Below are 22,157 nucleotides of genomic sequence, written 5' to 3'. Positions count from 1 at the left end.
ATAGGACGTGAGCCCAGGCGCGGCCAAGGCCCGACCGCACTGATTGAACTGACCGTACTTGCTCATGTCGTTCCACCTGCGCGATCGGCCAACTGAGTGTACGCCGCCGTAATGGCCGGGTGCACTTTGCTTGGCGCTGCACGTACGAATCGGACCGCCGCAACATCGTGGTCTCCGATAAACGCCGTCATCGTCCGCACGATATCCGTACAGAACGGGCTCGTGTGTTGTCCGAGCCAAAAGCAGAACACGGAACCATTGATGTTACCCGGGCCCTCACTGACCGGCAGACCGTCGGCCATCTGGGACGGCCACGAGTCGGTCCAATCAGCTGCCGATGCCTCTTTGACGCTGAAACTGGCGCCCGTGCGCGGGTGCGTGATCTGCAGCTTTCGCGTGACATCGGGCAACGGCAATGCTTCACCGCGGAGTTCGTCTGCCAGCATCCAAGCTTTCGCGCCGTCGAAAGTAGGGAAATTCACATCCAGGCGGCTGCCAGGCTCCTTTCGTTCCCAGCAAACACCCAATCGACCAGACGGATAGAACGGGCACTGCGTCAGCACTCCCTTGCCTTCGGCCTCCGGAACATGAAACGGGTTACCGGGACGCCAGCGGGGGTCATGCTCAGTGGGGATTTCGCACCAGTGCGTTGCCTCGAAGCCAGACTCCACATAGGCGGTACGCGGTGCGTCAACGCGACCCTCAGCGCACCAGGTGGAAACCCGACTGTCGTTGGCGTTGAAGAACACATAGCGCTTGCCCGGCACCGGCTGGCGCGCTGTGACCGTGTTGACGTGCTGCAGCCATACGCCCTCTGGTACACCGACGCGCGGAGCCTCATGTTCGCGCAGATTGTGGATGCCATACTGTTCGAGCTTCTCGCCGGTATTTTCGGAAATTCGCGTCTGCGTATTCCACTGCAACACGCAGCCATCGCGATCGAGACCGACAACCTCTTCGTCCTCAAGGGTATCGATGGGGATCAGTTCGTCCTCGAACGCATCCTGCTCAGCGCCGTCCTCGAGACGAATTTTGAACATTGGGCCGACTTCTTCGATATCCGCTTCCTGCTCGGTTAGCGGACGAATGACAGTAGCGGTGACGTTCCGCTTTCCTTCTTGTGCTGTCGAGAAAAACAGCACTTCCTGGTGCTCGCCCGGTAGACGATTTTGTGACATACCTGCTCCTATGGGATACGCGAAGCAGGCATCCCCAGTCGGGACACTCGCCCCGCATGGGTTCAAATTCAATTTGATGGTTAGCTGTCCGCCAAGACGTTCAGCTACCGTCCAGCAAATGCCTCACGCTTAACGTGGCATGTCGACAGTCGCCAGTTCAGGCGCTCGTTCGACGCCCGGCCAGCACCGCACTGTAAAGTGCGACGACATCCAGCTCTCCGCTTGCGATTTCCTTGAGGGCGTCATCTGAGAGTGCTGTGAGAATGCCGATCGAGCGAGATTGCCGCCCGATTTCAGCAGCTTGCCTCCACTGCTCCCGGCTCATTTGGGCCGCTGCAGCGTTGGGATTCGCGGACACAAAGCCCACCAGAGTGTGCTTCACTTGCCAAAAAACACTCTTCTTCATGGATCATGCTCCAAGATGGATGCGGAGCTGACATCCCCAAGCGGAGGTATGCTCCCCGCTTGGGTTGATTGAATATCACCGCATTACGGTGACGCGGCCAACTTCGGCCAGTATCGGCTAGTTGCGGTCTAGCTACCGTTGGAATACTGCGCAAGATTACCACGGAAGAATTCCTATCAGGAAGCTAGCCAAGGCGAAGCTCAGTACAGTTTCCGCCACGGCACTTCCCTCCCCGGCCCCTCGGAGCCGCAGCACGTTTCTCAGATCGAAATGAAAAAGCGCCCACCGCCTCCCCGTGAAGGGAGCGCGGCAGGCGCCAATTGGTACTGATCAGCTCTGCTGCGTACTCGCTGTTGCAAGCTTGCGAGCGCGTAGCTCAAGGTGCGGATAAAGCGGCAATTCCTTTAGCATCTCAACTGCCTTGTCAGCGACAGCAAGGCGGTCACCCCAACGCAGGAGGTCCTCTTGCGAGTAGTCGTTGTTGATCTCGACCTTCATGTCTCTCAACTCGAGCGCATCCGTCAAGAGCGACTCGAGCACACCTGAAGGTTCAACTGCGACATGTGCGGAAGTCTCATCTTCGTAGTGACGAACAGCGCGCCCCATCTCCGACAAGAAATCCACACCCGTTCTGTCGCAGTGGTGCATCAGATCGCACAGAAGATCTCCGACCACGCTCTCTTGCTCGCAGTTGGTTGCGCGCTGAAATGCGTCCAAAGCTTGGCGGGCCCACATTGCGCGTTCATCGTTCAAGCCGTCCAGGTCAGGAACGCCTTGCACTACGTCCGCCGGCTCACCTTCAACCGCGGCATGCGGCGCGATGTCGATGAGGAAAACGCTGCCGGGATAGCGCTTCACCAATTCTTCTTGGACCGCGCTCGCGTCGGAAAGACAGACAAATCTCACCGCCTCTTCTATGTTCGACGTCTGCGGCGGCGTTGCCGCTGGCTCGCCGCCGACGTCTTCAGGACTATGCGCTACATAGGAATTCGGAGGAGTCTGACTGGATAGAATGACATAGTCTTCCCCGCCCTTCGGCTTACGGTAACGTCCCAAAGTTTCGGGGAAGTCGTCGAACTTCACGATCTCGATGCCCGGACCTGTGTACGAACCGATTTCACAGTACACATGTACGTTGTCCACAGCGACGCCGGCCCCTTGCATTTCAGAGATCAGGGCCTTGTAGGCGTCACGATTGAACAATCCATCCACGACCGCAATTACCCGCTTGGCTTTTGCATGACTGGCAACAAGAAACCGGTACCCGTCGTGCAGTGTCAGACCAACCATACTGCCCCAGTCGCTCAGGACCTTGCGCTTCAGCAGCGCCGACGGAATGCGATCTTGCAAGGCCGACCACATCGCCGCAGTCCTGGCGGCATCCAGTTGATCCTGATCGATCTCGCCCAGGCTTCGCACACCGAAGAATTCCAAGACGCTGCTGACGACCGCGACCGTGTACGGGCCGTTGTGCCCCAACTTGACAGCGTCAACCAGTGCATCCGTGGAATCCCGGCAGTCTTGCAGCTCATGGATCTGAGTCAGCTGCAATGACAGCACCTTTTGCGTGACGTCGATGCCGTAGCCTTCGTCAATGTCCGTGGCGTAGTCGTTGATCCACGCCTGAGGCTGAAAGAATGCCTCGATTAGCTTGGTGTGCACCGTGCCAGTGTGATGTTTTTCCATGAACCTGCTCCTGAATTGGTATCGCGAAGCAGGCAGACCCTTTCGGGGCTGCGTGCCCCGCTTGGGTTTAGAGACTCGCCTTGGCGGCGAGGTACTGATCACCGATTAATCGACGACGGTGTGGTTGAGTCGATATCGGTGGTTAGGATTCCAGGCGGTTAGTCAGCCGCACCAGGATCTGGTCATCAGGGCTCGTCCCCGGCCCGTAAATGTCGAAATTCTCGACGCAGAGCCGGAAGATGAACTCCCACGCATGGTCGGGCATCTCATGAGCTTCGGTGCCGTCAAAGTCCGACGCAGGGTTGACCAGCACAACGACGTCGGAATGCTCGGTCGGCTCCCCGCCTTCGTGCCAGGTGAATTTCGTCTGGCCGTTGTTCAACCACGCGATGAACGCTGGGTCTTTGAACAACGCGGGCGCGTTCACAACCAAAGACTGGGCGCGTTTGACCTTCAGCTTTGGATCACGCAGCAAATCAAGAACCATTTTGATGCTCCTGTTGAAACGTGCGGAGCAAGTCCCGCGCAGGGCTGCTTGCCCCGCTTGGGTTGATAGAGTCACCGGAGAACGGTGAAATTGAACGAGGCCTGATCAGGCTTCGCTTTGGCTGGTTCTGGCCCAGCTACCATGCAAAATCCGTATCAGGATAGCACGAAATTCCCAACAAGAAGCTGTGGCACCTTTTGCCAGTATCGTCTAGCCGCATCCTGCGCGACTGCGCTGTCACGCTCAAATTTCACAGCTCTGTGTGACGGGATCATGCTTCTCATTCGGCCTGTACCCTGTTTGGTGCGGTAGTGGATCTGCAGGGAAAGGGAATACCCCTCTACAATGCTGGCAGTCCGTCCCCGGTCCGTGTTCGCAGAACGGAGATAGCGGCTCTCCCCAGTGAGGTGGGCGTCTGCTTGACATCGCGTGCCCCTGCCTTAACGGGGACGCATCCAACCGTCTGGACCATTCTCGAAGCCGCGCTTATCAGTACGACTGAGCGGAATGCTCTTAAGGCCCGGAAGCCGCTGCCGAATCATTGCAAGGGCTTTTCGACGCACTCTGTATTCCTCAAAGGCGTGCCAAGCGCAACGAAGAAGCGCGCCTGAGGTAGCGACAGCGACGATTGAAGCGATAGTCATGAGACCCATTGGAAGCCTTGCGGTTGTACTCCAGATGCAGAGACCATCAGCGATTGCACGTTGATGAGCTTGGATTCCAGCTCACGGTCGGCCATCCTGCTTCGGGGGCAAAAACGACTTTCCCGCACGGACCGCACCGTACACAACGGTATGCCCGACATCGCCAGTATGGAAGTTGAACTCATACGGCACAGCGGGACTCGGCTGCCAGGCGGGAACGCCAGCAGCTACGCATTCTGCGATAGATGCGCTGGACGCTGAGGTAGCAACTTCGGGGAATGACAGATCTTCCGGAAAGCACTCGACAAAGTTCGAAGTGCTGTTCTTGATAGCCTCAACGTACGCTCGGGCAGTTGCCTCGTCCGCAAACGTCATCGCATGGTCGATTGGCTGATGCATGGTCGAAAACAATGCCGTATCGAACGCGTGATAGAGCAATGTTCCAAGTGAGGCCGAATGAATGAGGACCCGCATACAATTTCCTATTGTTCAGTCGGCTTATCGTACTGCCGACAGTTGTCGCAGTATCCATCCACAACACCATTGTCGTCCAACAGTTGATGGCTATCCGTGTACCAGTGGCAGCATGGACATTTCTCGACGTTGTGATCCAACAGCAAGGCGGTCAACTCTTTCTGTGTCATACCGTTCGCTTCAATGACCCTTTCAAACCCATTTCCGAAGCCGGTCACCGTATCAAGAAGCTCAGCGATTTCCACGTCGTATCCTATGCAGTCCGGCGGGGTATCGCCGATTCTTGCCGCCCCTGTCGGCTATTCGTCGCTATCAATCGTTCCATTGCCAGTCGGTGATTTCGCTCTGAAAGGGCGACGTTCATCAGTGCTCGCCGCTCCTTCACCGCTGGCGAGGCGAACCTTTCAATGTGCGCGTCAATCTCGGAAGTGGTCATCTTCTGCGTCTGCCTGACAGTCAGGGCAAATGACAAGCGCGACCAGCGCGTAGGCATCAGTGGGACGTCACTATCGATGTCCCAAGCCGCAATGCCATCTGGTCCAAGTACTACAAAGCCCTTCGGCAGACTCTTGCGCCCTGCAAGTCGATCCCACAATTGCATCAACATATGAAAGTCCTCTGAGCCTACTTCCAGGTGCCTGAAACGATGTTCGGATGAGTACGCATCGAAATTTGCCGTGCGCCGTCCTGAAACCTCGACGCATCCTCTTTGGCCAAGCGCACGGCCTCGGAATCTGGAAACGTAACGGCGACCGTATCGGCCGCTGCCTCGTACCATCTGGCCATCGCCTCGTAGTACATCTTCCATATCCTCGCTTGCTTGCAATCCCGCCGTGGCGGCTTCGGTTGCCCCGACGAATCTGACTTCTTCATATGCGCTCGCCACTTATAGGTTCGCTTTGGCTGAATCGACGCGGAAACAAAGTCCATCCACCGCAAAGCTTCCAGATGCACTCAAGGCTGTCGGTTTGTGTGCTGGTGAGCCGCAGCCCTCAAGATGCCCGAGACCACCTCAAAGACACATGCAGCAAGTGCAGTAGCAAATATCACTGCATGAAGAGGATGTTCCACGTACCAGTCTGGTTGGAACACGCGGACAAGCAAGCACAGGACCACCTGAATATAGGTGAAGCGCAAGAGTTTTTCGAAGAGCTCATCCATTCGTGTCTTCCCTCTAGTGTTGACCTCGTTTGACGTCGGCGACCCGGCGCCATATCAGCCCGGCCTGACAGCACCCTGCCAGGACAACGAGAAGTCCCCAAATGCCAACAGAAAAGTCCCGCTGTTGAATCAGTAGCGCCGCAACAGCGAGCGCGGCAGCAAGGGTCAAGCGCAAAGCCCAATCGCACTTGGATTCCCGACTGAAAAGCAGCAAGGCGACGTCACCAATCGCCAAGACAACCAGCCCTACAGCGGCAACATCAAAAACACTCATCACCCGTTTCTCACAAGTTCGGCCTGCCAGAGTTGTGTTACCCCGACAGATACCGAGTGGTCGCGTATAGCGCAATGGACACTATCGACGAAAATGCCCCTTCACTTGAGCATCAAGCCCATCTTCTGCTGCCTTTGAACGCTGAAACGGCTAACCGCGGCGCATCCCGGTCCCGTTCAGCACACTCCGTAATCATAGGCAACAAGGCGTCCAGCACGATTGACTCCGACTTGGCCTCCATCCACGCTCATCACCCAGTCAGGCTCATGGCCAAATCGACTCACAATTTCCTGGCTGGAAAGCGGGTTCACGAACTCCATGAAGACGACCGGCACCTCATCGAACACGGCCAAGCGTGTCCGGGGATACTGAATATGCCATTCGCAGCCTAGACTTTCCGGAGCGTTCGACACGGACCCTTCCCAGTCATTGTCCCGGATTCCAAGAAAGTTCTTGGGCAATTTGACGACATAGCCGCCCCGCATCTGGAACACGTTGCGGGTGCGGCCCGCCCATGCAGCAAAGGATCGGCGGGCAAAACGTTCATGGAGCCCCATTAGGACACCGTCTACGTCTTCGTCAACGTAAACGAAGATGCCATTAGGGTGAGAGAGCTCCTGCTCATCGGTTGGGTTGATGATGATCGATTGCATCGTCACAGTCTGTCACGTGGCACTGGCAATATCCCGATGATTTTCTCAAGCGGAAGACACGTCGATCGGCATCTTCCTAAGCAATGTGGTGCACAGTGAGAAATAGCCGTTCTCCAAGCGCGGCGCAAAGTCACGTACCCACTGCGCCGCGAGCGGCGAGCGCAGCGCCGCCTCCACACGGTTGAGCACTCCCGGCTCAGCAGAAACGATGCTCAGGTTGTGGTTGATGGGCAAGATTCCCGGCGGCACGCGCACAGCCTTTGGCGATGTCGCGATCCTCGGCACCAATAGCGACTCACAGGACAAATCCATGCGGTGAAACGTCTCCGGTGGCATCCAAAAGACCCCACGCCTGCCGCGAGCTGCCATTTTGTGCATATTGCGCTGCAAATGCTCCATCACGACCTGACAAGGCTGTTCGCCCGGCTCAGTCTTTATCGCAAATCGCTTAGGCACTCCAAGACTGCCACCGTCGATATCGTCGGTATCAACGGCCGGCACCAAATACTCACCAGGTAGTTGTGCGGCAACGTCTTCGTCCACGACGAAAATTCCTGGAGTCCCAAGCCACGGCGCAATTCGTACCTCGGCGATTTGTTCAAGCGTAGGCATGCCCTCGTAGCGGCTTTCATCAACGCCTGGATAGATGGGCCTCTCGGTTAGGACACGGACGTCCTGGAGAACTTCGGAGCCCTCGTCCGACTTTGCTGTTGCATTCAACACGACAGAAACTGGGTGGATTCGTGGCGGCGTTCCAGCGCGACGATTCTTGGGGCGGTAGAACACAGAGCCGGCATCCAAGCGCTCAAGATGGGAAATCGCCAGTCGGGCCCCCAATTCTGCTCGCAGCTGCGACGCACCGGAATTGAAGAGCCATCGATCCGAAGTCACCAGACCGATCTGGCCATTGGGATGGATGGATCGACTGCAGCGCTCCAAGAAGCTATGCAGAAGATCATAGGCAGCGAACGCCGGAACGTGTCTGGAGTATTCGTCCTGCAGAACACGCGGGACATTCACCCAGCGCAAATATGGAGGATTGCCGGCCACCGCATGGTAAGTAGGTGTTCGAGGCCCTTCTGTGAGGAAATCGCGGTTGTGAACCATCGACTCAGCCGCCTCGGTGGCAAGGGTATGGTCATAGCCATGTCGGCTTAACGTAGCCGCTACTCGCGCACGTGCTTCGATGCACGCGCCTGCGTGAACCTCCCAACCTTCGACTTGGGCCCGCAGACTGTCAACACTCGGACGAGCCTGGCCGCTGGCGGCAAGCAATTTTCCAAGAGCACGCTCAAGGAACATTCCGTCACCGCAACTTGGATCGACCAACTTGCGCCCATCACGTGGCCAGTCAAGCCGACCAAGGAGGTCATCGACGACCGGGGCTGCCGTGTAGATAGCCGTCGCGTGATGCAACCGCTCTACCGCTTCTGTTCGCGCCAGATCTACTTGTGCGATGTGCGAATGTTGATGATCAATCGTTTGTTCGGGCATTGCGAGTTCCTCTAGGCACCTGGCACTCTGCATCTACCTCTGGGTTGACGTGGGGGTGCGGCGCGGCGTTTGCGATTGAAGCCATCATGCCGCGGCTTGATGTGAATACAAGCCCGCACGGATCCGCGAAATGCGGGAAGCAATCAGGAAGCGGTGCCGAGCGCCTAGTCGCTCCAGCACTCGTACCACCGCCTCATGCCGGAAAACTCCCGAGATAATGAGGGACTACTACGCTTCGGACCCACTTCGAACGGTAGCCCAATCGGCGTCGCCTTTGTCGACGGCTTCCAATCTGTCGAGCACCTTCCCAATCCAATCGCGCATGTTGGGTGTGAACATTCGGATCGCACTTCGCAGGCCTGGAATGTCGAGTGCCTCAAGTGACGCTGCGTTGTTGCGCCGCGTCGCCAACGTCTTTGCGATCAAGTGCTGCAATTCCGAACGGAACTGCTCGATATAGGCCTCCGGCTCCGCCCCCCAATTGAGTTGGCACTCCTCACCAGGCTCGTCGGTCCCTTCGTCTGATTCCGACTCAACAGTGAAAAACGCCCGCTCTACCGCCGCCAAGCACAAAGATCGGCGTTGCGCATTGGCTGCATTCGCGAGAAGGATCGGCAGCGTTCTCGCCGCCGGTCCTACGCCGAAGATTTCGAATAGCTTTTGCAGCGCTTCTGCATTCGCCCGCTGGGCCGGAATCGATTCCGACGTAGCGGCCGCGTTGGCTTCATGCCCCTTGCAGCAAGAGATGGGTGCAGTCTGCTGCAACTCGTGCAGGACGCTTTCCTCGATCACGCGCAGATTGATTGACTCGTCGTCCACCCATTCGCCACGATCGTGGTCATACCGGTGGACAAACAGGCTACGCTCATGGAGCTCTTCGGTGGGCTCGCCCTCCATCTCTGGGATGGTGTAGCTATCGAGTGGCCCGCCATAGGTCGGGAGCAAGCCCAGCTCGGGATGTTCCAACACCATGAAGAAATCCCGGCGCGTAATGGGGCACTTTGATGGGAATGCAGCATGCTTCGCTGCCCCGTGGATGAGCTCGCTCGCCGATGCCCCCTCTGAAGCTAGAAGCGCCCGGGCAACAGCGGCCCAAGTTAATGAATCAACCGGAGTCTCCGCGGATGGCGACCGCTCGATGATGCTTTTGGCCACCTTGAGTAGGTAGTCGCTCGCAGTGGTGCCCCTGGTGTTTGCGAAAATCGTCAGGACGTCGTCGTTAGTGAGCTCCATCGGCTCGGCCTGCGGGCCGGGGCCGGAATCGACCGGGTCACCCACTTCCTCGGCCGATGGCTCGGTACTGCCCCCCCACAGAGCCTTCAATATTTCCGGACCGGACGGTAAGACCTGCGCCGATGCATGGGACAGGTAGGCCGCGATCACAGCTTGGCTTTCCCGCGCCGTCGCCTGCTCACCAAGCATTTCCGTGAGTTGGAGTTCCGACGTACCGAGGCGCGCGCGCACCTCCTCAAGCGCCATTTCGAAACCTGCCAACTCAGGGGCATTCCGGGCGCATGCGAGAGCTTCTACATCCGCCAGGACCTTGAATACGGCGGCAGCTACGGCGTCGGCGCGCAAGTACTCGATATCGCCCCCTCCGGCACTGTGCGCACACCACGTGACGTGCTTAAGAGCCTCGAAATCTGCATCACGCGGGCAATCATCTCCAATTTGAAGAAAGACCCGTTCCGGACAGTTCGTCAGCATTTCGTTCCCTCGCGTTTTGTCCAGTACTTAGTTGAGCACGACCTGATGTGCCGCTTCCCGCTCGCGACGGTGCAGCGCATGTTCAGCGTCGACTGCAGTGGGTCCAAGAAATGAGCCGCCTTTTTCCGGGGAGTGCACGTCCCAGGCAATGAGACCATCCTTGTAACGGGCGATCGCGACTTCCAAGTCGAACCCGCCGAAGAACTTTAGCAAGGCCTCCGTTTGGCGCAGCGTGATAGTGGTTTGCGTGGACATCAACTTGATGACGTCGGCGCTCAAGTGCTCAAGGCGGGAGGTCTCGTGCAAACCCTCTTGCAACTTCATGACCCCTTCGACGCAGTTCTCCATGTTTTCGAGAGCCTGAGCTGGCTGCGACACGTTATCCTTGATGTTGCGCAACCACTGCAGGCCATTGGTGGCCACATCCGCCCACTCGTTGGCCAGAAAGCGCCAATCAATTGCAGGACTTTGGTCACAAGGTTGCGGCTTAAGGGCCGCGACTCGCTTTGCGATTCTCTTGCAAAGGTCGAAGTCTTCGCGCGACAAAGTGCGGCCGGCCTCTTCGTTAATGATCTGAAGCACTTCAGCATTTCCGCTTCGCCCGGGCTGGTGCGATTTAGCATCGCTCGCCACGGGCCACGGCTCATACATCCAGTGCGTTACGTTGCGTGCCAACCCGGTGCCCGGCTCCCCGTCGTCAGGGTTGCACTCGTAGAAATCGGACACCTTCATATGGTGAAACCGGACGCCGCCGTAGTCGTGATCTTGGGTAAAGCCAATCACTTTCGCCTTCTCGTCGTACGCGGGGAAGCGGTCGGTAACCGGGATCATGCGAAATTCTGGCGATCGTTCCACCACGTGCGCAGGTAAATGCACTACAAAACGCGGTGCGTCCGCCCCTGACGACTCCAGCTCAAGCTTGATCGCGTCCCTGTGCGGCATGCACACGAGGATTTCCTCCCCGGATTTGGCGTCGCCCTCATCGTCGGCCAGTTTTCCGATGGCGTCAGCGCACTCGCCGGCAGCTTCCAGGCTTACCCACCTCGTTCCAGAGAGCGCCTCGATTGCCCGCTTAGCTTCGCCAAGCGCGTGCTGGCGGATGTACCGTGCCGAAGGCGTGCGCCACAGTGCCGCCTTGGCAATTGACCGAAACGCCGCTTCTACCTGCTCAGGCGCAACCCCGCCCGTATCGTGGACCAGCCGTTCGACAGTCGCTACTTCCGGGACCATCATTAGAAGGGTATCCACTGCGTTTTCGTCAGCCCTCACCAGATCAGCGATGGGCTGGATGTACAGATGGGTTCCGACTGGCACCTTTGCAGCCTCAAAGCACGCCATGGTGAACCCGCTAGTTCCAGGCATGCCGCCGGCGATACCGACCATGCTTGCTTCGACGTGCCGACGGTAATCTTCAAGGTGATTTGGGCACAGCGCCTTGATGACAACGTCCGGGCCGAGGGCTTCGGCCGCCTTCAAGACAGCATCGTAGAGTTCGGCCTTAAGTTTCTCGGTGACAGTCAGCATGAGCGCTTCTCCATGGTTGTCGATTTGGCGACTTGTTCTGGTGCTTGTCCGTTGGAAGCGGCCATCGGTCCATTGATGGCCAGCTCAGGTGCTTGAACAACCGGCTTCAACAAGCTGATCGTCGTCGGAAGGACGTCGAGTACTGCCTCGGCGATCAAGGCAACTTCTTCCCGACCCGTCTTAGTCGAGCAGTCGCCGGGCGCGGAGAGCTTGTCGACAAGGGGATACTTCTCGTCGATGTCATCGCACGTGTACGAGAGACTGTGCTCGCTCAGTACACCGTGGATCAGGTCATACAGTGCTTTGCGTGTATCCGTAGGTGTTGGTTGCGCTTCCGAACACGGGCTGTATGCAATCACCTCATAGCCATTTGCCTTCCACTGTTCGGCGACATCCCTGTCCTCAGTGATGGGGACGCACACGGCCTTGTGGGTCGTTTTCCAGATCGAGGTCGACACAGAAGCCGCGGGACGATCAGCGCATTCAACGATTGGGGAATCGTTCTTGCCTTTCGTTTTCACCGCCTTGACGCCATTTGTCTCGACATCGCAAGGCCGCCACTGATGGCCGCAGTTATGGCAACGATGGGACCGGTGCGGAGGATTGGTCCAGCGCGGTACGCCAGCCATAGCCGTGCCGGGCTCGTCCGCCGCATCGATATGCTGGGTGTTGCACTTCGGACATAACAGCACCATGTCGATCGGTACCGTCACAGCCTCAGAACCCACGCGCGACAGCATCGCATGCACGACTTCGCTTGGCATCCAGACTGTGATGCCGTCGCTTTCATCCAGGTACGCTTCGAGTGCGGCCTTCAGTTTCTGATCGTCGGTTAGCATGCACGGCTCTCCTTTTGTCCGGAAGTGATAGCCGCTTCGATGGCGGCTTTGGCGCTGTCGTACCGGCATCGTGACAAGTAGGCATTGCCGCGATTGCTGGGAAGCATCTCCGGCTCCCATTCCCCCTGTTTGTTGAGGCACTCGTCCATGCGCTGCACCTTCCATTTGTCAGCGCCGCCGGCTTGCGGGCAACGCTGAATCAGGGTGGGGTTCGTCGGATCACTTCCTATGAGCACGTAACGATCGACCGTTACGCAGGCGGCCTCGACGGCGCCGACGAACTGATTTGCACTGAAAGCCCGCAGGGTCGGTGAGAACAACCAACAGTTCCAGCCATTCCCTTCGGAGATCGCGAACATCCGACGCGCTTCATGTTCGCTGTCGTAGTTGCATGCTCCTCGCTCGGCGTCATCGAACATCAAGAGCCAACGAGGATCTCGCTGATCGCCTGGCTGACAGTACACGCCAACACCAGTCCTAGCGGGCTCGGGTTGAGGCATGCCTTTTTGGTCCGCTAGCCAGTTCTCGACCAGTTGATTGAGTCGGTCCACCATGGCATCGTCATTGTCGGCACAGCAATGGTCGCAGTTGCTCGAGAACTTCCCACCCTCGAATGTCAGCTCCGTATGTCCGTCGATGCAGTGTTCGCAAGCACGTCCGTCCAACCCGTGGGAAGGCATGTCGGCGGCTGCGCGCTCGCGAACAAGCATTTCGAGGCAGGCCTCCCGATTCCTGCAGGCGTTGAAGGGGCTCTCAACGTCGGCAGCCTGCTGTGGCGTCACCGTACCGGGCAGGAACAATTCAGCGTGCCTGCGTCCGTCTCCTGCAGCCTGACCCATTGCAGCCGCAACTAGGTCACGTAAGACAGCGATCGCGTTGACCCCTCCTCCGAGAATCCCCGCGATGTTTGTTGGCGCACCCTCTACGCCGGCGAGAAGATCGCTAAGTTGATTGACGGTCAGGCCGCCGTATTTCGTTTCCATGAATCGGTCCCTTGTGTCGCGCCATGCCTTCGCCAGCACATACCTACGTGGACTCAATATACGGAGACGCATCGCAGGTTCTAGGGCCGGTGACTCAATGGGACGACGCCAATTTCGGTATTCGTACCCTTGCCGGGTTCGGGCTCCAATCGGGAATCGATCATTGGCGTCACACCAATCCGATGCTTCGGCTGCAGCCCCTTTGACTTTGATGGAGCCACCTCACGCGGGGCCGCTGCACTCCAAGTTGGAATCTTGGACTTTCTAGCAACGCCACCTATCTAGTTCCTTACGCCCCAGACCCAAGAAGTAACCGCCCTCATTGACCAACCATTTTACTTCCCATCACGAATTTATGAACACCAAGCACGAGGGGAATCTTGGTTTCTCGCGTAGACGATTCGTGCGCGACCGACTTAACGCCAGAGAGTGCGCGAAGGTCGGAAACGAGGCTACCTATCGGATCTACCGGCCCAGCAAACCCTGAGCTCGATGGCGTGCGTGGAATCAGGTCTAGTGCCCTTTGACACACAAATTGAGGCCCAAAAGCTCAAAAAAAAACGTCGCGCTTCTCAGCACGACGCGGGGGAATGATTCTCGACGACAGATGGGGATCGCCGTAGAACCTGCGGGTTGCACAAATCGAGGCCTATTCGCCCATCAGGTGAGAGGGTCCATGGACGAACGGGTCAATGGCTCCGACTTGCACAGGGCAGAGTATGCCACATTAGTTCTTGTCAGGAACTTGTTTTGTTTCATCTCAACCACACCACATTTCTTAAGCACCTGCGTGCGCTTTACATCTGCTCGTTGCAGGTGTTGTCTGCACGCTACTCCAGAGCGAGGATCGAGAGACCCGTGGGCAGCGCTATTGGGAATTGCGTTTGGGTTTTTGCCTCATCGGCGGCTTAGTGCGACCGCCTACGAGGGCCCGAACGGAACTCACTGGTGCCGCATGAGGAACGCAGCCCCTGATAGCCGCGACTACAGCTCGTGAATTCCCGCGTCAAAATTCGGAATGCTCGAAGGGCTTGGCCAGTGTTGGCCCCGAATCCGTAACGATCAGTTCTCTACCGGACTTCGGATTTGGAGAAGGTTTGTCCAAGCCCCTTCGAATCCGGGGACCGGTGACCGAACAACTGCGCCGCTAGGTGCGAACGCGTTATTGGTCACATCGGGCCTGAAGTGAACTTAGCGCCACATGACCCACGTTAGGCGACTGCTTACCGGGATGCGGCGCAATCCCAGTACAGCACGATCACGTAAGTGCCTCACGAACCACTTTTAGCAGCAAAAGCAGCGCTTCCCGCTAAACTAAAGCGTCACCTTTTAGTTTTGCTGTACAGCAAAACTAGCGATTTTTGCTAAACTAACGCCATCCTAGGTACTTTTGCTGTACAGCAAAACTAACGAATCCGTCTTCACATGATCGAAGATCCTCAATCCGCAGCAGAGAGCACTCGTCTCGCACACCAGTACGAGATGGGTGACCTCCTTTGCATCGCATTGACCGAAAGGACCAACGGCAGGATCGTCAGTCGCGCAGACGAAGTGGAGACGGGCCAAGGCATCCGGCTCGATCTTCTTCTAAGGCTGGAGGCGGCCGGCGAAACTCTCAATATTGCGGTCGAAACGCTCCGCCACGCCTACCCACGCGACATCCAAGGCGCGGTGTGGCGGCTCGAAGAATACAAGCTGGCTGCTGGTCCCGATATGGAAATCATTCCCATGGTGGCAGCCGAGGCGCTTAGTCCAGGCGCCCGCGAGCAACTTCGGAATCGAGGGATTGCCTACTTTGAGCGAAATGGCAATCTGCACCTGCGCCGGCACCACTGGTGGCTCGACATAGAGCGTCCGCCGCTCACTGTTGCAAAGAGAGAGGCAACTACACTCTTCACGGATGCGAGGGAGATGGTCGTCCACGCTTTGCTCATGCATCGTGGCGAATGGCTCACGGGCAGCGAACTCGCTCGGGTTTCCCAAGCGTCTCAGTACACGTGCTCATTGGTTTTGCAGGACCTCGAACGTCGTGAGTGGTGCGAGTCGAGCGGAGCCGGCCGCACCCTCCGCCGCATGCTCACGCAACCGCGACGACTGCTCGATGCATGGGCGGAGCAATGGACAAAGCGCAAGGAGCAGCGGCACCGCTACTACGTGTTCACCCAGAACCCAAAAAACCTGATCTTTGAGCTATCTGCGCAGGCCGACAAGTCGGGGACCAACTTCCCATGGGCGTTCACTGGTACCGCAGCGGCCAATGATTTCGCACCGCTTCTTACCAGCGTCGATACCGCTGAAATCATCGTGCCGCCCAATCGCGTTCAAGAGCTAGCTGACGCCTTGAGGCTGAAGCCCGTCAGCAAGGGACACAACGTCACCCTGATAGAGCGCACCGGCGCGAGCCTCATGTTCAGCGAAGTCCATCCGCTGTATGAGGCCCACTCAGCGAGTCCGTTCATCCTCTATTTGGATCTGCTCGACGGCCGAGGTCGCAACAAAGAACTGGCCGCACACCTACTAGAGAAACTGGGGATCTAATCCATGTCTGCAATCAAACCGACAAGTGCCGCCGGCTATCAACCCGAGGTGACCATTGCCTGCGAACGCGCATTGCTCACGCTTATGGGGGCATTCGGCAGCCTCAAAAAATCACTGCGACTTGTTGGTGGCCTGGTGCCCCGCTACCTCACTCCTGCTGCGCCGCCGGATGTGCCAGCTCACGCCGGTACGTCCGACGTCGATGTAGTCCTCAACATTCGGGTGCTCGCTGACGGTGAGGGCTACGCATCGTTAGCCGATCAGTTGAAGAAGCGAGGCTTCGAGCGGCACGTGAATGCCGAAGGCAAGTCCACTGCGTGGCGTTGGAAGCGGAAAGTGGACGAACACCTGCACGTGGTGATCGAATTCCTACAAGATGCCGGGGAAGCGAATCCTGGTAGGCCTGTAAGCATCGACGGCGAGCGCGTTTCGGCATTGACCGTCCAGTACGTCGGGATCGTTCACGACTGGTACCAGGAACGTGTAGTCACCGCCGAGCTACTTGACGGCGCTGGGACGTCGACTGAAACGGTGCGGTTCGCAGACGTTCCGGCCTTCATCATTCTGAAGGCGCTGGCACTGGACGATCGCCACGAGAACAAGGATGCGGCGGACCTTATCCACGTTCTGCGTTACGCCGGCACGCCAGAAGAGGTAGCCAAGATGTTCGTGGACCGGGAGCAGTCCGGGCTCCACCCTGGTGCGATCCAAGCTGGCCTAGAAGCCCTGCGCCTTCGCTTTTGTGATGATGAGCACGGCGAGGGTTACCTTAAGTTGGGGCCGATTTCGTTCGCGCACTTCTACGGCGATAGCGGAGATGACGATGATCTCGTCCGTGAACAGCGCTTTGCTTCAGGCCTCGTCCAAGCGTTGCTTGACAGCATCCAGGCCACCCGCAGAAGCGTTGTTTCAGCCGATTAGTCGGTCCGACTGGCCTTCCTCAAGCGGCCATGCGTTAGACGGATGAAGGACTCGCAATCCCTCAACCGTCAAGGACTGCTCTGGAGTGAACAGCATCATTGCAAGAGCCAACATTGCTTTGACTGCCTCCTCCGGATCACTGGGCAGGACAAAGCCGTGCGCTTCAGCCAGCTTCTGCGCCTCGCCCCGAGCGGATGCCGCCGATTCCGGAAAGGCCGGATCGCTCCAGTGGCGCTTTCCACTGAGAAGGTAAGGCAGAACGTGACCCAAGGTCCTTAGTGCATCGCTCGTCTGCTCATCCTCCCTGGCCAGGACGGAAGCGCCAGACTCGAGCACGTAGCGCATCTCTTCCACGAAATCGTGACGTGTGCGCTCCAGCATCGCTATCCGTGCCGCCAGCCCATCTATCACCTGGTCTTGTTCCCGCAGTTGGGAGGTCAGCTTGTCAGTTTCAAGCCGATGGCGCCGTGAGCTTACAAACATGAAGCAGATCTCCTTGTCACTCCGAATCCCCTTTTTCAGTTCGGTTTGCGTGGTCACGAAGGCCGATGCAATAAAGGCTAACGCTCGACAGCGTTTTGCTGGGCTTTTGAGGACTTGGACGTGCCCCGCGGCAATTCCAAGGCCCAGGATAGGAGAGGCTATGCCCTCTATTCCGAGCTGCTTTAGGCCCAGCCGATACGGCTAGGCCAATTACAGTCTGACCCAGACATTTGGAGACCAGTACGCGCCAGGCAACTCCGAACCGTCTTCAATCATCACACCGTGCCCATCTCGCACCTCGACCACTCGCCCGCCAACGAACCGGCACACCAACTCGAGTTGCGAGAATTCAAACTCACTGCCGAGATGAATCCAGCCGTTCAGTTCCGGATTCCAGAAACGCCCGCGATCGTCGATGCGGACGAAGCGTCCAGTAGCGTCAATCTCCCCGTCGACGCAGCATGAGTACTCTTCGTCGTCTGGCATATCCTTTGACTGGAAGGACCAGCCCGTACGGGCTGCCACGGGAAACAGATCGCAGTCTTGCGCGATCTTGATAGTCGAAAAATCGCTCATACCTGCGTCACCTTCAATTTGTCGATGGAGCCGCTTCGGCTCGCCAGGCTCACTGCCTGAGTTCTGGCGTACGGCTATGAGGATTAGCCACTCTTATGCTCTTTCAGAACGGCATCGAATGCCGCCGTACCGGAAGTGCGCGTGCAACCGAGCACGGAGCGATGATTTCCAAGGGGGGGGCATGAACCGGCTTGGGAGTACGAAACATAGCCCCCTTGATGGCCGACATTCACCGCCTGCAGAAACTCTATCTCGGTCACTTGCAGCGCCATAAATTCGGCGCGCGTGGACTGGCTCAATTCCGCCGGCGGGAGGCACATTCGACTGACCATAATTTCTGTCATACCGGGCTTCCGGCCCTTACGCGGGGCGCCACGCGCCAATCGTTGATAGAGTTCAGCGAATGCCCTCTACGTAGTGAGCCTCTAAGTGCTCGGGTGTGTCGCGCCAATAGCCGATGCGCCTGACAGCCTTACATACTTGCCGGCAACGCGATCTGCGGCACTTCAATCAGGAGGTCACCGTTTCGCACGGTTTCTAACCCACGCACATTGGCCGGACGAACTTCCATCTGGCCAGGAGAAAGAACTGATTCGCGCGCCTTACCGAGCTTGTCGCAGATTTGATCGACGCGGATGTTAAGGCGCCCAGCCGAATCGCGCGACGTGCTGGACAGATAGCTCATACACACTGAGCCGTCAGACTTCTGCAGAGTAGGTAGGTTGACAACAACGTCACTGACTCTGACTTGGCGCAGGTAGAGAAGCTGCTCAGGTACATCAGCGAACGCCGCGCTCGCAACGAACATCGTGGCCAGCGCCGGGGCAATATATCTCTTCATTTTATTCTCGATTTCCATTCGGCAAGCCGGCCGATTCGGGGCGCTCACGCGCCAGGTAGTCATGTCACCTCTCGGATCTCGCGCCCGACCTGCAAGCGCCGATCATCAGCTTTTGGTCGAAAGGTGGTGACGATCATGGATCGTAAGACCGCCGATCATCGGCAGATGGCGATCACCGATGCAGGCACTATCTCACCACGGTTCCTGCCCGCTTCATATGGGCAAAACGGACGTGCGCCAGCGCGATGTAAATCCGGCCGACGGTTCGGCCGATAAGAGTGTTTGCCCTGAAAGTGGCAAGCGACCAATGCTCGCGCTCCAGCCCATTTGTGTCGATCACCCTTTGACATTGCGCATAGGCGTAAAAGTGGCGCCCCTGTGCTGGCGCGGACGCTACCGCAAGAAGCAAAATGAGCACCACAGCGGCGCTAAACACCGAAATCAGCTCGCACGCGTTCATCCCATCCCCGAAAAATCTGCTCTGCAGCGCCGGTTTGGTACGATGGAACGTTCCTTCGAGGCCTGCCAAACAGAAATATAACTTCTCCTCAGGAAATAGCATCACCCCCCGAACGGGTAGCTCTACCCCACCTGCGCTGGTAGCGCCCCGCGGCATCGCTTGCTAGGGGGCGGGATGAACGCGAAGAGCGTCCTCGCGCTGGCTAGATCAAACGAATCGCTGCATGGAGCGACTGGCCTTCATCAATGCAGAAGACGCTCACGCTGCAACCATTCCATTCAGCCCGATCCTGGCCGCCTTTGGACACCGCTTTCGCACGTTCTTCACCAAGCACCAGTTCGGCAAACGTCAACATCTGGAAGTGCGTTGGTGACTCGAGCGGACTGATACCCGCTGGGCTGCGCATATGGGACGCACCCTCACCTACCAACGCCACATCGGTTGCACCGCTGGCTCGCCAGTCTTGTACTGCGGCATTCAGGCCTGCAGCAAACGCATCATTCAAAGTCATGGAACTGTCCCTCGCCCTTATCAAGCCAGTTCGACTGCGCCAAACACTTGCTCATAGAGCTTGACGTTGTAGCTCAGCCATCCTCGGGCCTCACTTTCGAGTAGAAGCCTCATGCGGTCGCCGAAAATGCGCCGGGTTCGACTCAGCGAGAACGAATATTCGAACCACTGTCCTTTCGCTGTACGGCACAATTGAGCCACCTCAATCGGACCCGGTTCGGTCGGGAGATCAACCCTGCGCCAGTCGACGAGTTCGGAGTCGCGTCCAATGATGCGCAGCCCTCCGACTATGGCGTCGAGATCATTCAATGCGCTCTCAATGGCTCTCAAGTTCCTGTCGCTTTCTACGCTCCGCAAGAATTTGCTTAAGCTGAACAGGGCCACTCCCGAGCCCAGTATTACCATCCATCCGGATAGCTTGAGCAACATCCCCAAAATGACACAGAGCGTCCCCAACGCGAATAGGCCGATAGCGGTAGTTTTCTTCATTTTCATTGTTTTGGAATCCTTTGGTAATGCCGGGCCGACCGGCGTGTCTCGTTGTTGGCAGCGAACACCGGAGTCTCCCGAATCGCGGTCAACAGGCGGCGCTAGGTGAGATCAACGGTAAGGCGGGAAAGCCCGATCTTCAGACACTCACCCAGCATCTCCAACACCCATGGCACATCGTCGTAGCATGGGCCGAAATTCGGCGTTATCGACCCGTCCGCCTCTTCTACAAATTCATGATTGAGGGCGTACAAGGTGCTGTGAGCCCCGCTGCGTGAGAACCCCCGGTACATGGTTTCGTACAACTCGACCAGGTCCGCAGCCTTTGCAGCCTCGTACGCGCCAAACGATCGCAGTTTCTCAGGCCTGGAATCGATCATGGTCTGAATTTCCTGCCGAACCTCGGGCGTCAGATGGGCAGTGATAGTTGGAATCGCCAACATGCCGTTGGCCTGCTTACCTTGCTCCAACTGATCCTGCTCGACCAAGCGCTGCACAAGCTCAGGCTTTCTCACCAACGCGACCGCATGAAAAAGACTTTCCACTGCGCTGCGCGCCAGCGTCAGCGCGTCAGGCACCATGCCCATTTCCGCAAGCAGGATGCCACCCTGGCAAGAACGTACGCATCGGATCCAGAAACCGGCAGCAAACAGGAAAGCAGCGGCCTTGCCGTCCAGACTTAACTGATTCAGCATGCCAACGGCCCTCTCGGACCACAACTCACATGCCCGGAACTGCGCCGCGAATTGACTCCGGGCGAGGCGCTTCTGCTCTTCTAGTTCCGAGGAGAGAAAACCCCTCTGCTGAATATCGCTCATGTTTTGGCGGCAGCAACTTCGCCCAGAAGAAACTTCACAAAGCTCGTCCGATCGTTAGCCAAGTCGACCGTCGTCAACTCGTCGGCAACCGCTTTGATCTTCAGCAGCTTATCGAGCGTTCCGGAAGAATTGTTGAGATCTTTGGCATCCTGAAGTAGTTGCAGCAGCTTCGCGAGTTCGTCGCGCCGGTCCTTTGTCCACATGATTGGTCCTAAAACGCTAATTCGAAAGTCGTTCGGTGCAGCATAACCGGATGCCCTGACATCTCAAGCCCACACACGCACACAAGCTCTTCGGGCAGACAGACGTTTGCTGTAGCCCCACTAAAGAAGGGGCACTGAAATCACGCTCGGGATTCAAGTCTGAAAAACTTGCAGCGACCACTCCATTGCAGGTCACAGCGAACCATCATGCGCTATCAAACGTTCGCAACAGTGCATCCCGAGCGTCAGTCACCTCCACCGCCTCCGCCACAGTCTCCTCCGCCACCACCATCATTGCCTCCGCCACCGCCGCAATCACCGCCACCGCTTGAACCGCCGCCGTCACCGGTGTCCCGCGGCGTGTAGCAGTCTGCAGGGGCTCGCCGGCTGTCGTCATCGCCACCGGGGGAGAACACCGACGAGATTGATGTGCCACCGTTGTCGCTCGGACTACTACAGTGGCGATCGCTCTCGTCCCGATGTCCGGGCTCGGCTTTCCAGAAAGCCCAAGGGCTGACCGTGGCTGCGAGCGGATTAAGTGGGCTGAAAGGGTTGAGAGGATTCAGCGGATTGATCCAATCCTCGTCACTCGATACTGAAGTTCGCTGATTCCTACTCGTTTCTGCGAGACTCCTGACGGCTGGCTCGCCCCTCAGGGGGCGCGACTGCGAATGAGACTGAACTTCTCTCGGGCTGTCCCGACTAGCGATAGCTGATTCAGCCAGCGTTGCGGAAAGGTCGAAGTACTGCCCATCCGGCCGCTGCATGCATCGGTTCAGTTCCTTTCTGAGAAACGTCAGGTGTTCGG

23 protein-coding genes are annotated in these 22,157 nt (G+C 57.7%); 3 read left to right on the top strand and 20 right to left on the bottom strand.

Annotated features, from left to right (window positions below):
* Window positions 1-62: 62 nt before the first annotated feature.
* From BG83_RS0126155 to BG83_RS0126075, 13 genes are all read right to left on the bottom strand, one after another.
* On the bottom strand, window positions 63-1,178 hold the full coding sequence (locus BG83_RS0126155; protein WP_024979531.1) for a hypothetical protein: 1,116 nt from the start codon (window positions 1,176-1,178) through the stop codon (window positions 63-65).
* Window positions 1,179-1,335: 157 nt separating this feature from the next.
* Window positions 1,336-1,584 (bottom strand): hypothetical protein, encoded by a 249-nt coding sequence (locus BG83_RS0126150; RefSeq protein ID WP_024979530.1) that lies wholly within the window; start codon window positions 1,582-1,584, stop codon window positions 1,336-1,338.
* 330 nt (window positions 1,585-1,914) lie between these two features.
* Window positions 1,915-3,270 (bottom strand): hypothetical protein, encoded by a 1,356-nt coding sequence (locus tag BG83_RS0126145; RefSeq protein ID WP_024979529.1) that lies wholly within the window; start codon window positions 3,268-3,270, stop codon window positions 1,915-1,917.
* Between the two features lie 142 nt (window positions 3,271-3,412).
* Window positions 3,413-3,757, bottom strand: a complete 345-nt coding sequence (locus tag BG83_RS0126140) for a hypothetical protein (protein ID WP_024979528.1) — start codon at window positions 3,755-3,757, stop codon at window positions 3,413-3,415.
* A gap of 725 nt (window positions 3,758-4,482) precedes the next feature.
* A complete protein-coding gene (locus tag BG83_RS0126130) occupies window positions 4,483-4,875 on the bottom strand; it encodes a hypothetical protein (RefSeq protein WP_024979527.1) in 393 nt (130 codons plus the stop codon).
* A gap of 8 nt (window positions 4,876-4,883) precedes the next feature.
* Window positions 4,884-5,120, bottom strand: coding sequence for a hypothetical protein (locus BG83_RS0126125; protein ID WP_024979526.1), 237 nt, complete (start codon window positions 5,118-5,120; stop codon window positions 4,884-4,886).
* Window positions 5,121-5,499: 379 nt separating this feature from the next.
* A complete protein-coding gene (locus BG83_RS0126115) occupies window positions 5,500-5,676 on the bottom strand; it encodes a hypothetical protein (RefSeq protein ID WP_231973504.1) in 177 nt (58 codons plus the stop codon).
* Between the two features lie 810 nt (window positions 5,677-6,486).
* Entirely contained in the window at window positions 6,487-6,963 is a 477-nt protein-coding gene (locus BG83_RS0126100; RefSeq protein ID WP_037032544.1) for a hypothetical protein, read from the bottom strand.
* A gap of 45 nt (window positions 6,964-7,008) precedes the next feature.
* Entirely contained in the window at window positions 7,009-8,457 is a 1,449-nt protein-coding gene (locus tag BG83_RS0126095; protein WP_024979520.1) for an Eco57I restriction-modification methylase domain-containing protein, read from the bottom strand.
* A 228-nt stretch (window positions 8,458-8,685) separates the two neighbouring features.
* Window positions 8,686-10,164 (bottom strand): hypothetical protein, encoded by a 1,479-nt coding sequence (locus BG83_RS0126090; RefSeq protein WP_024979519.1) that lies wholly within the window; start codon window positions 10,162-10,164, stop codon window positions 8,686-8,688.
* A gap of 27 nt (window positions 10,165-10,191) precedes the next feature.
* Complete coding sequence (locus BG83_RS0126085; RefSeq protein WP_024979518.1) at window positions 10,192-11,688, bottom strand: hypothetical protein; 1,497 nt, start codon at window positions 11,686-11,688, stop codon at window positions 10,192-10,194.
* Entirely contained in the window at window positions 11,682-12,527 is an 846-nt protein-coding gene (locus tag BG83_RS0126080) for a hypothetical protein (protein ID WP_024979517.1), read from the bottom strand. Before BG83_RS0126080 ends, BG83_RS0126085 begins: the two co-directional genes overlap by 7 nt.
* Window positions 12,521-13,510: a hypothetical protein gene (locus BG83_RS0126075; protein ID WP_024979516.1), complete on the bottom strand. Its 990-nt coding sequence runs from the start codon at window positions 13,508-13,510 to the stop codon at window positions 12,521-12,523. Before BG83_RS0126075 ends, BG83_RS0126080 begins: the two co-directional genes overlap by 7 nt.
* A gap of 1,425 nt (window positions 13,511-14,935) precedes the next feature.
* Between BG83_RS0126075 and BG83_RS0126070 the strand changes: the two genes are divergently transcribed.
* Both BG83_RS0126070 and BG83_RS0126065 read left to right on the top strand, forming a co-directional pair.
* On the top strand, window positions 14,936-16,048 hold the full coding sequence (locus BG83_RS0126070; protein ID WP_024979515.1) for a type IV toxin-antitoxin system AbiEi family antitoxin: 1,113 nt from the start codon (window positions 14,936-14,938) through the stop codon (window positions 16,046-16,048).
* Window positions 16,049-16,051: 3 nt separating this feature from the next.
* Window positions 16,052-16,969 (top strand): hypothetical protein, encoded by a 918-nt coding sequence (locus BG83_RS0126065; RefSeq protein WP_024979514.1) that lies wholly within the window; start codon window positions 16,052-16,054, stop codon window positions 16,967-16,969.
* On the opposite strand, the gene BG83_RS0126060 is transcribed toward BG83_RS0126065, so the two are convergent.
* From BG83_RS0126060 to BG83_RS0126045, 3 genes are all read right to left on the bottom strand, one after another.
* On the bottom strand, window positions 16,958-17,509 hold the full coding sequence (locus tag BG83_RS0126060; RefSeq protein WP_231973512.1) for a hypothetical protein: 552 nt from the start codon (window positions 17,507-17,509) through the stop codon (window positions 16,958-16,960). The two genes, BG83_RS0126065 and BG83_RS0126060, sit on opposite strands and share 12 nt — an antisense overlap.
* Before the next feature lie 153 nt (window positions 17,510-17,662).
* Window positions 17,663-18,028, bottom strand: coding sequence for a hypothetical protein (locus BG83_RS0126055; protein WP_024979512.1), 366 nt, complete (start codon window positions 18,026-18,028; stop codon window positions 17,663-17,665).
* 472 nt (window positions 18,029-18,500) lie between these two features.
* On the bottom strand, window positions 18,501-18,887 hold the full coding sequence (locus tag BG83_RS0126045; protein ID WP_024979510.1) for a hypothetical protein: 387 nt from the start codon (window positions 18,885-18,887) through the stop codon (window positions 18,501-18,503).
* Window positions 18,888-19,047: 160 nt separating this feature from the next.
* On the opposite strand from BG83_RS0126045, the gene BG83_RS29600 reads away from it, so the two are divergent.
* Window positions 19,048-19,410, top strand: a complete 363-nt coding sequence (locus tag BG83_RS29600) for a hypothetical protein (RefSeq protein WP_156669044.1) — start codon at window positions 19,048-19,050, stop codon at window positions 19,408-19,410.
* A gap of 121 nt (window positions 19,411-19,531) precedes the next feature.
* On the opposite strand, the gene BG83_RS28165 is transcribed toward BG83_RS29600, so the two are convergent.
* The 4 genes from BG83_RS28165 to BG83_RS0126020 form a co-directional block, all read right to left on the bottom strand.
* Complete coding sequence (locus BG83_RS28165; protein WP_037032542.1) at window positions 19,532-19,840, bottom strand: hypothetical protein; 309 nt, start codon at window positions 19,838-19,840, stop codon at window positions 19,532-19,534.
* 20 nt (window positions 19,841-19,860) lie between these two features.
* Window positions 19,861-20,334 carry a hypothetical protein gene (locus BG83_RS0126030; RefSeq protein WP_024979509.1) on the bottom strand — a complete coding sequence of 158 codons (474 nt, stop codon included), beginning with the start codon at window positions 20,332-20,334 and terminating at the stop codon, window positions 19,861-19,863.
* 95 nt (window positions 20,335-20,429) lie between these two features.
* A complete protein-coding gene (locus BG83_RS0126025) occupies window positions 20,430-21,146 on the bottom strand; it encodes a DUF5677 domain-containing protein (protein WP_024979508.1) in 717 nt (238 codons plus the stop codon).
* A complete protein-coding gene (locus BG83_RS0126020) occupies window positions 21,143-21,349 on the bottom strand; it encodes a hypothetical protein (protein WP_024979507.1) in 207 nt (68 codons plus the stop codon). Before BG83_RS0126020 ends, BG83_RS0126025 begins: the two co-directional genes overlap by 4 nt.
* Window positions 21,350-22,157 lie beyond the last annotated feature (808 nt).

This window comes from Ralstonia pickettii, assembly GCF_000607165.1.
Classification (GTDB): Bacteria; Pseudomonadota; Gammaproteobacteria; order Burkholderiales; family Burkholderiaceae; genus Ralstonia; species Ralstonia holmesii.
Note: the sequence above shows the minus strand (reverse complement) of the source record. Positions and strands in the feature narration are given on the sequence as shown.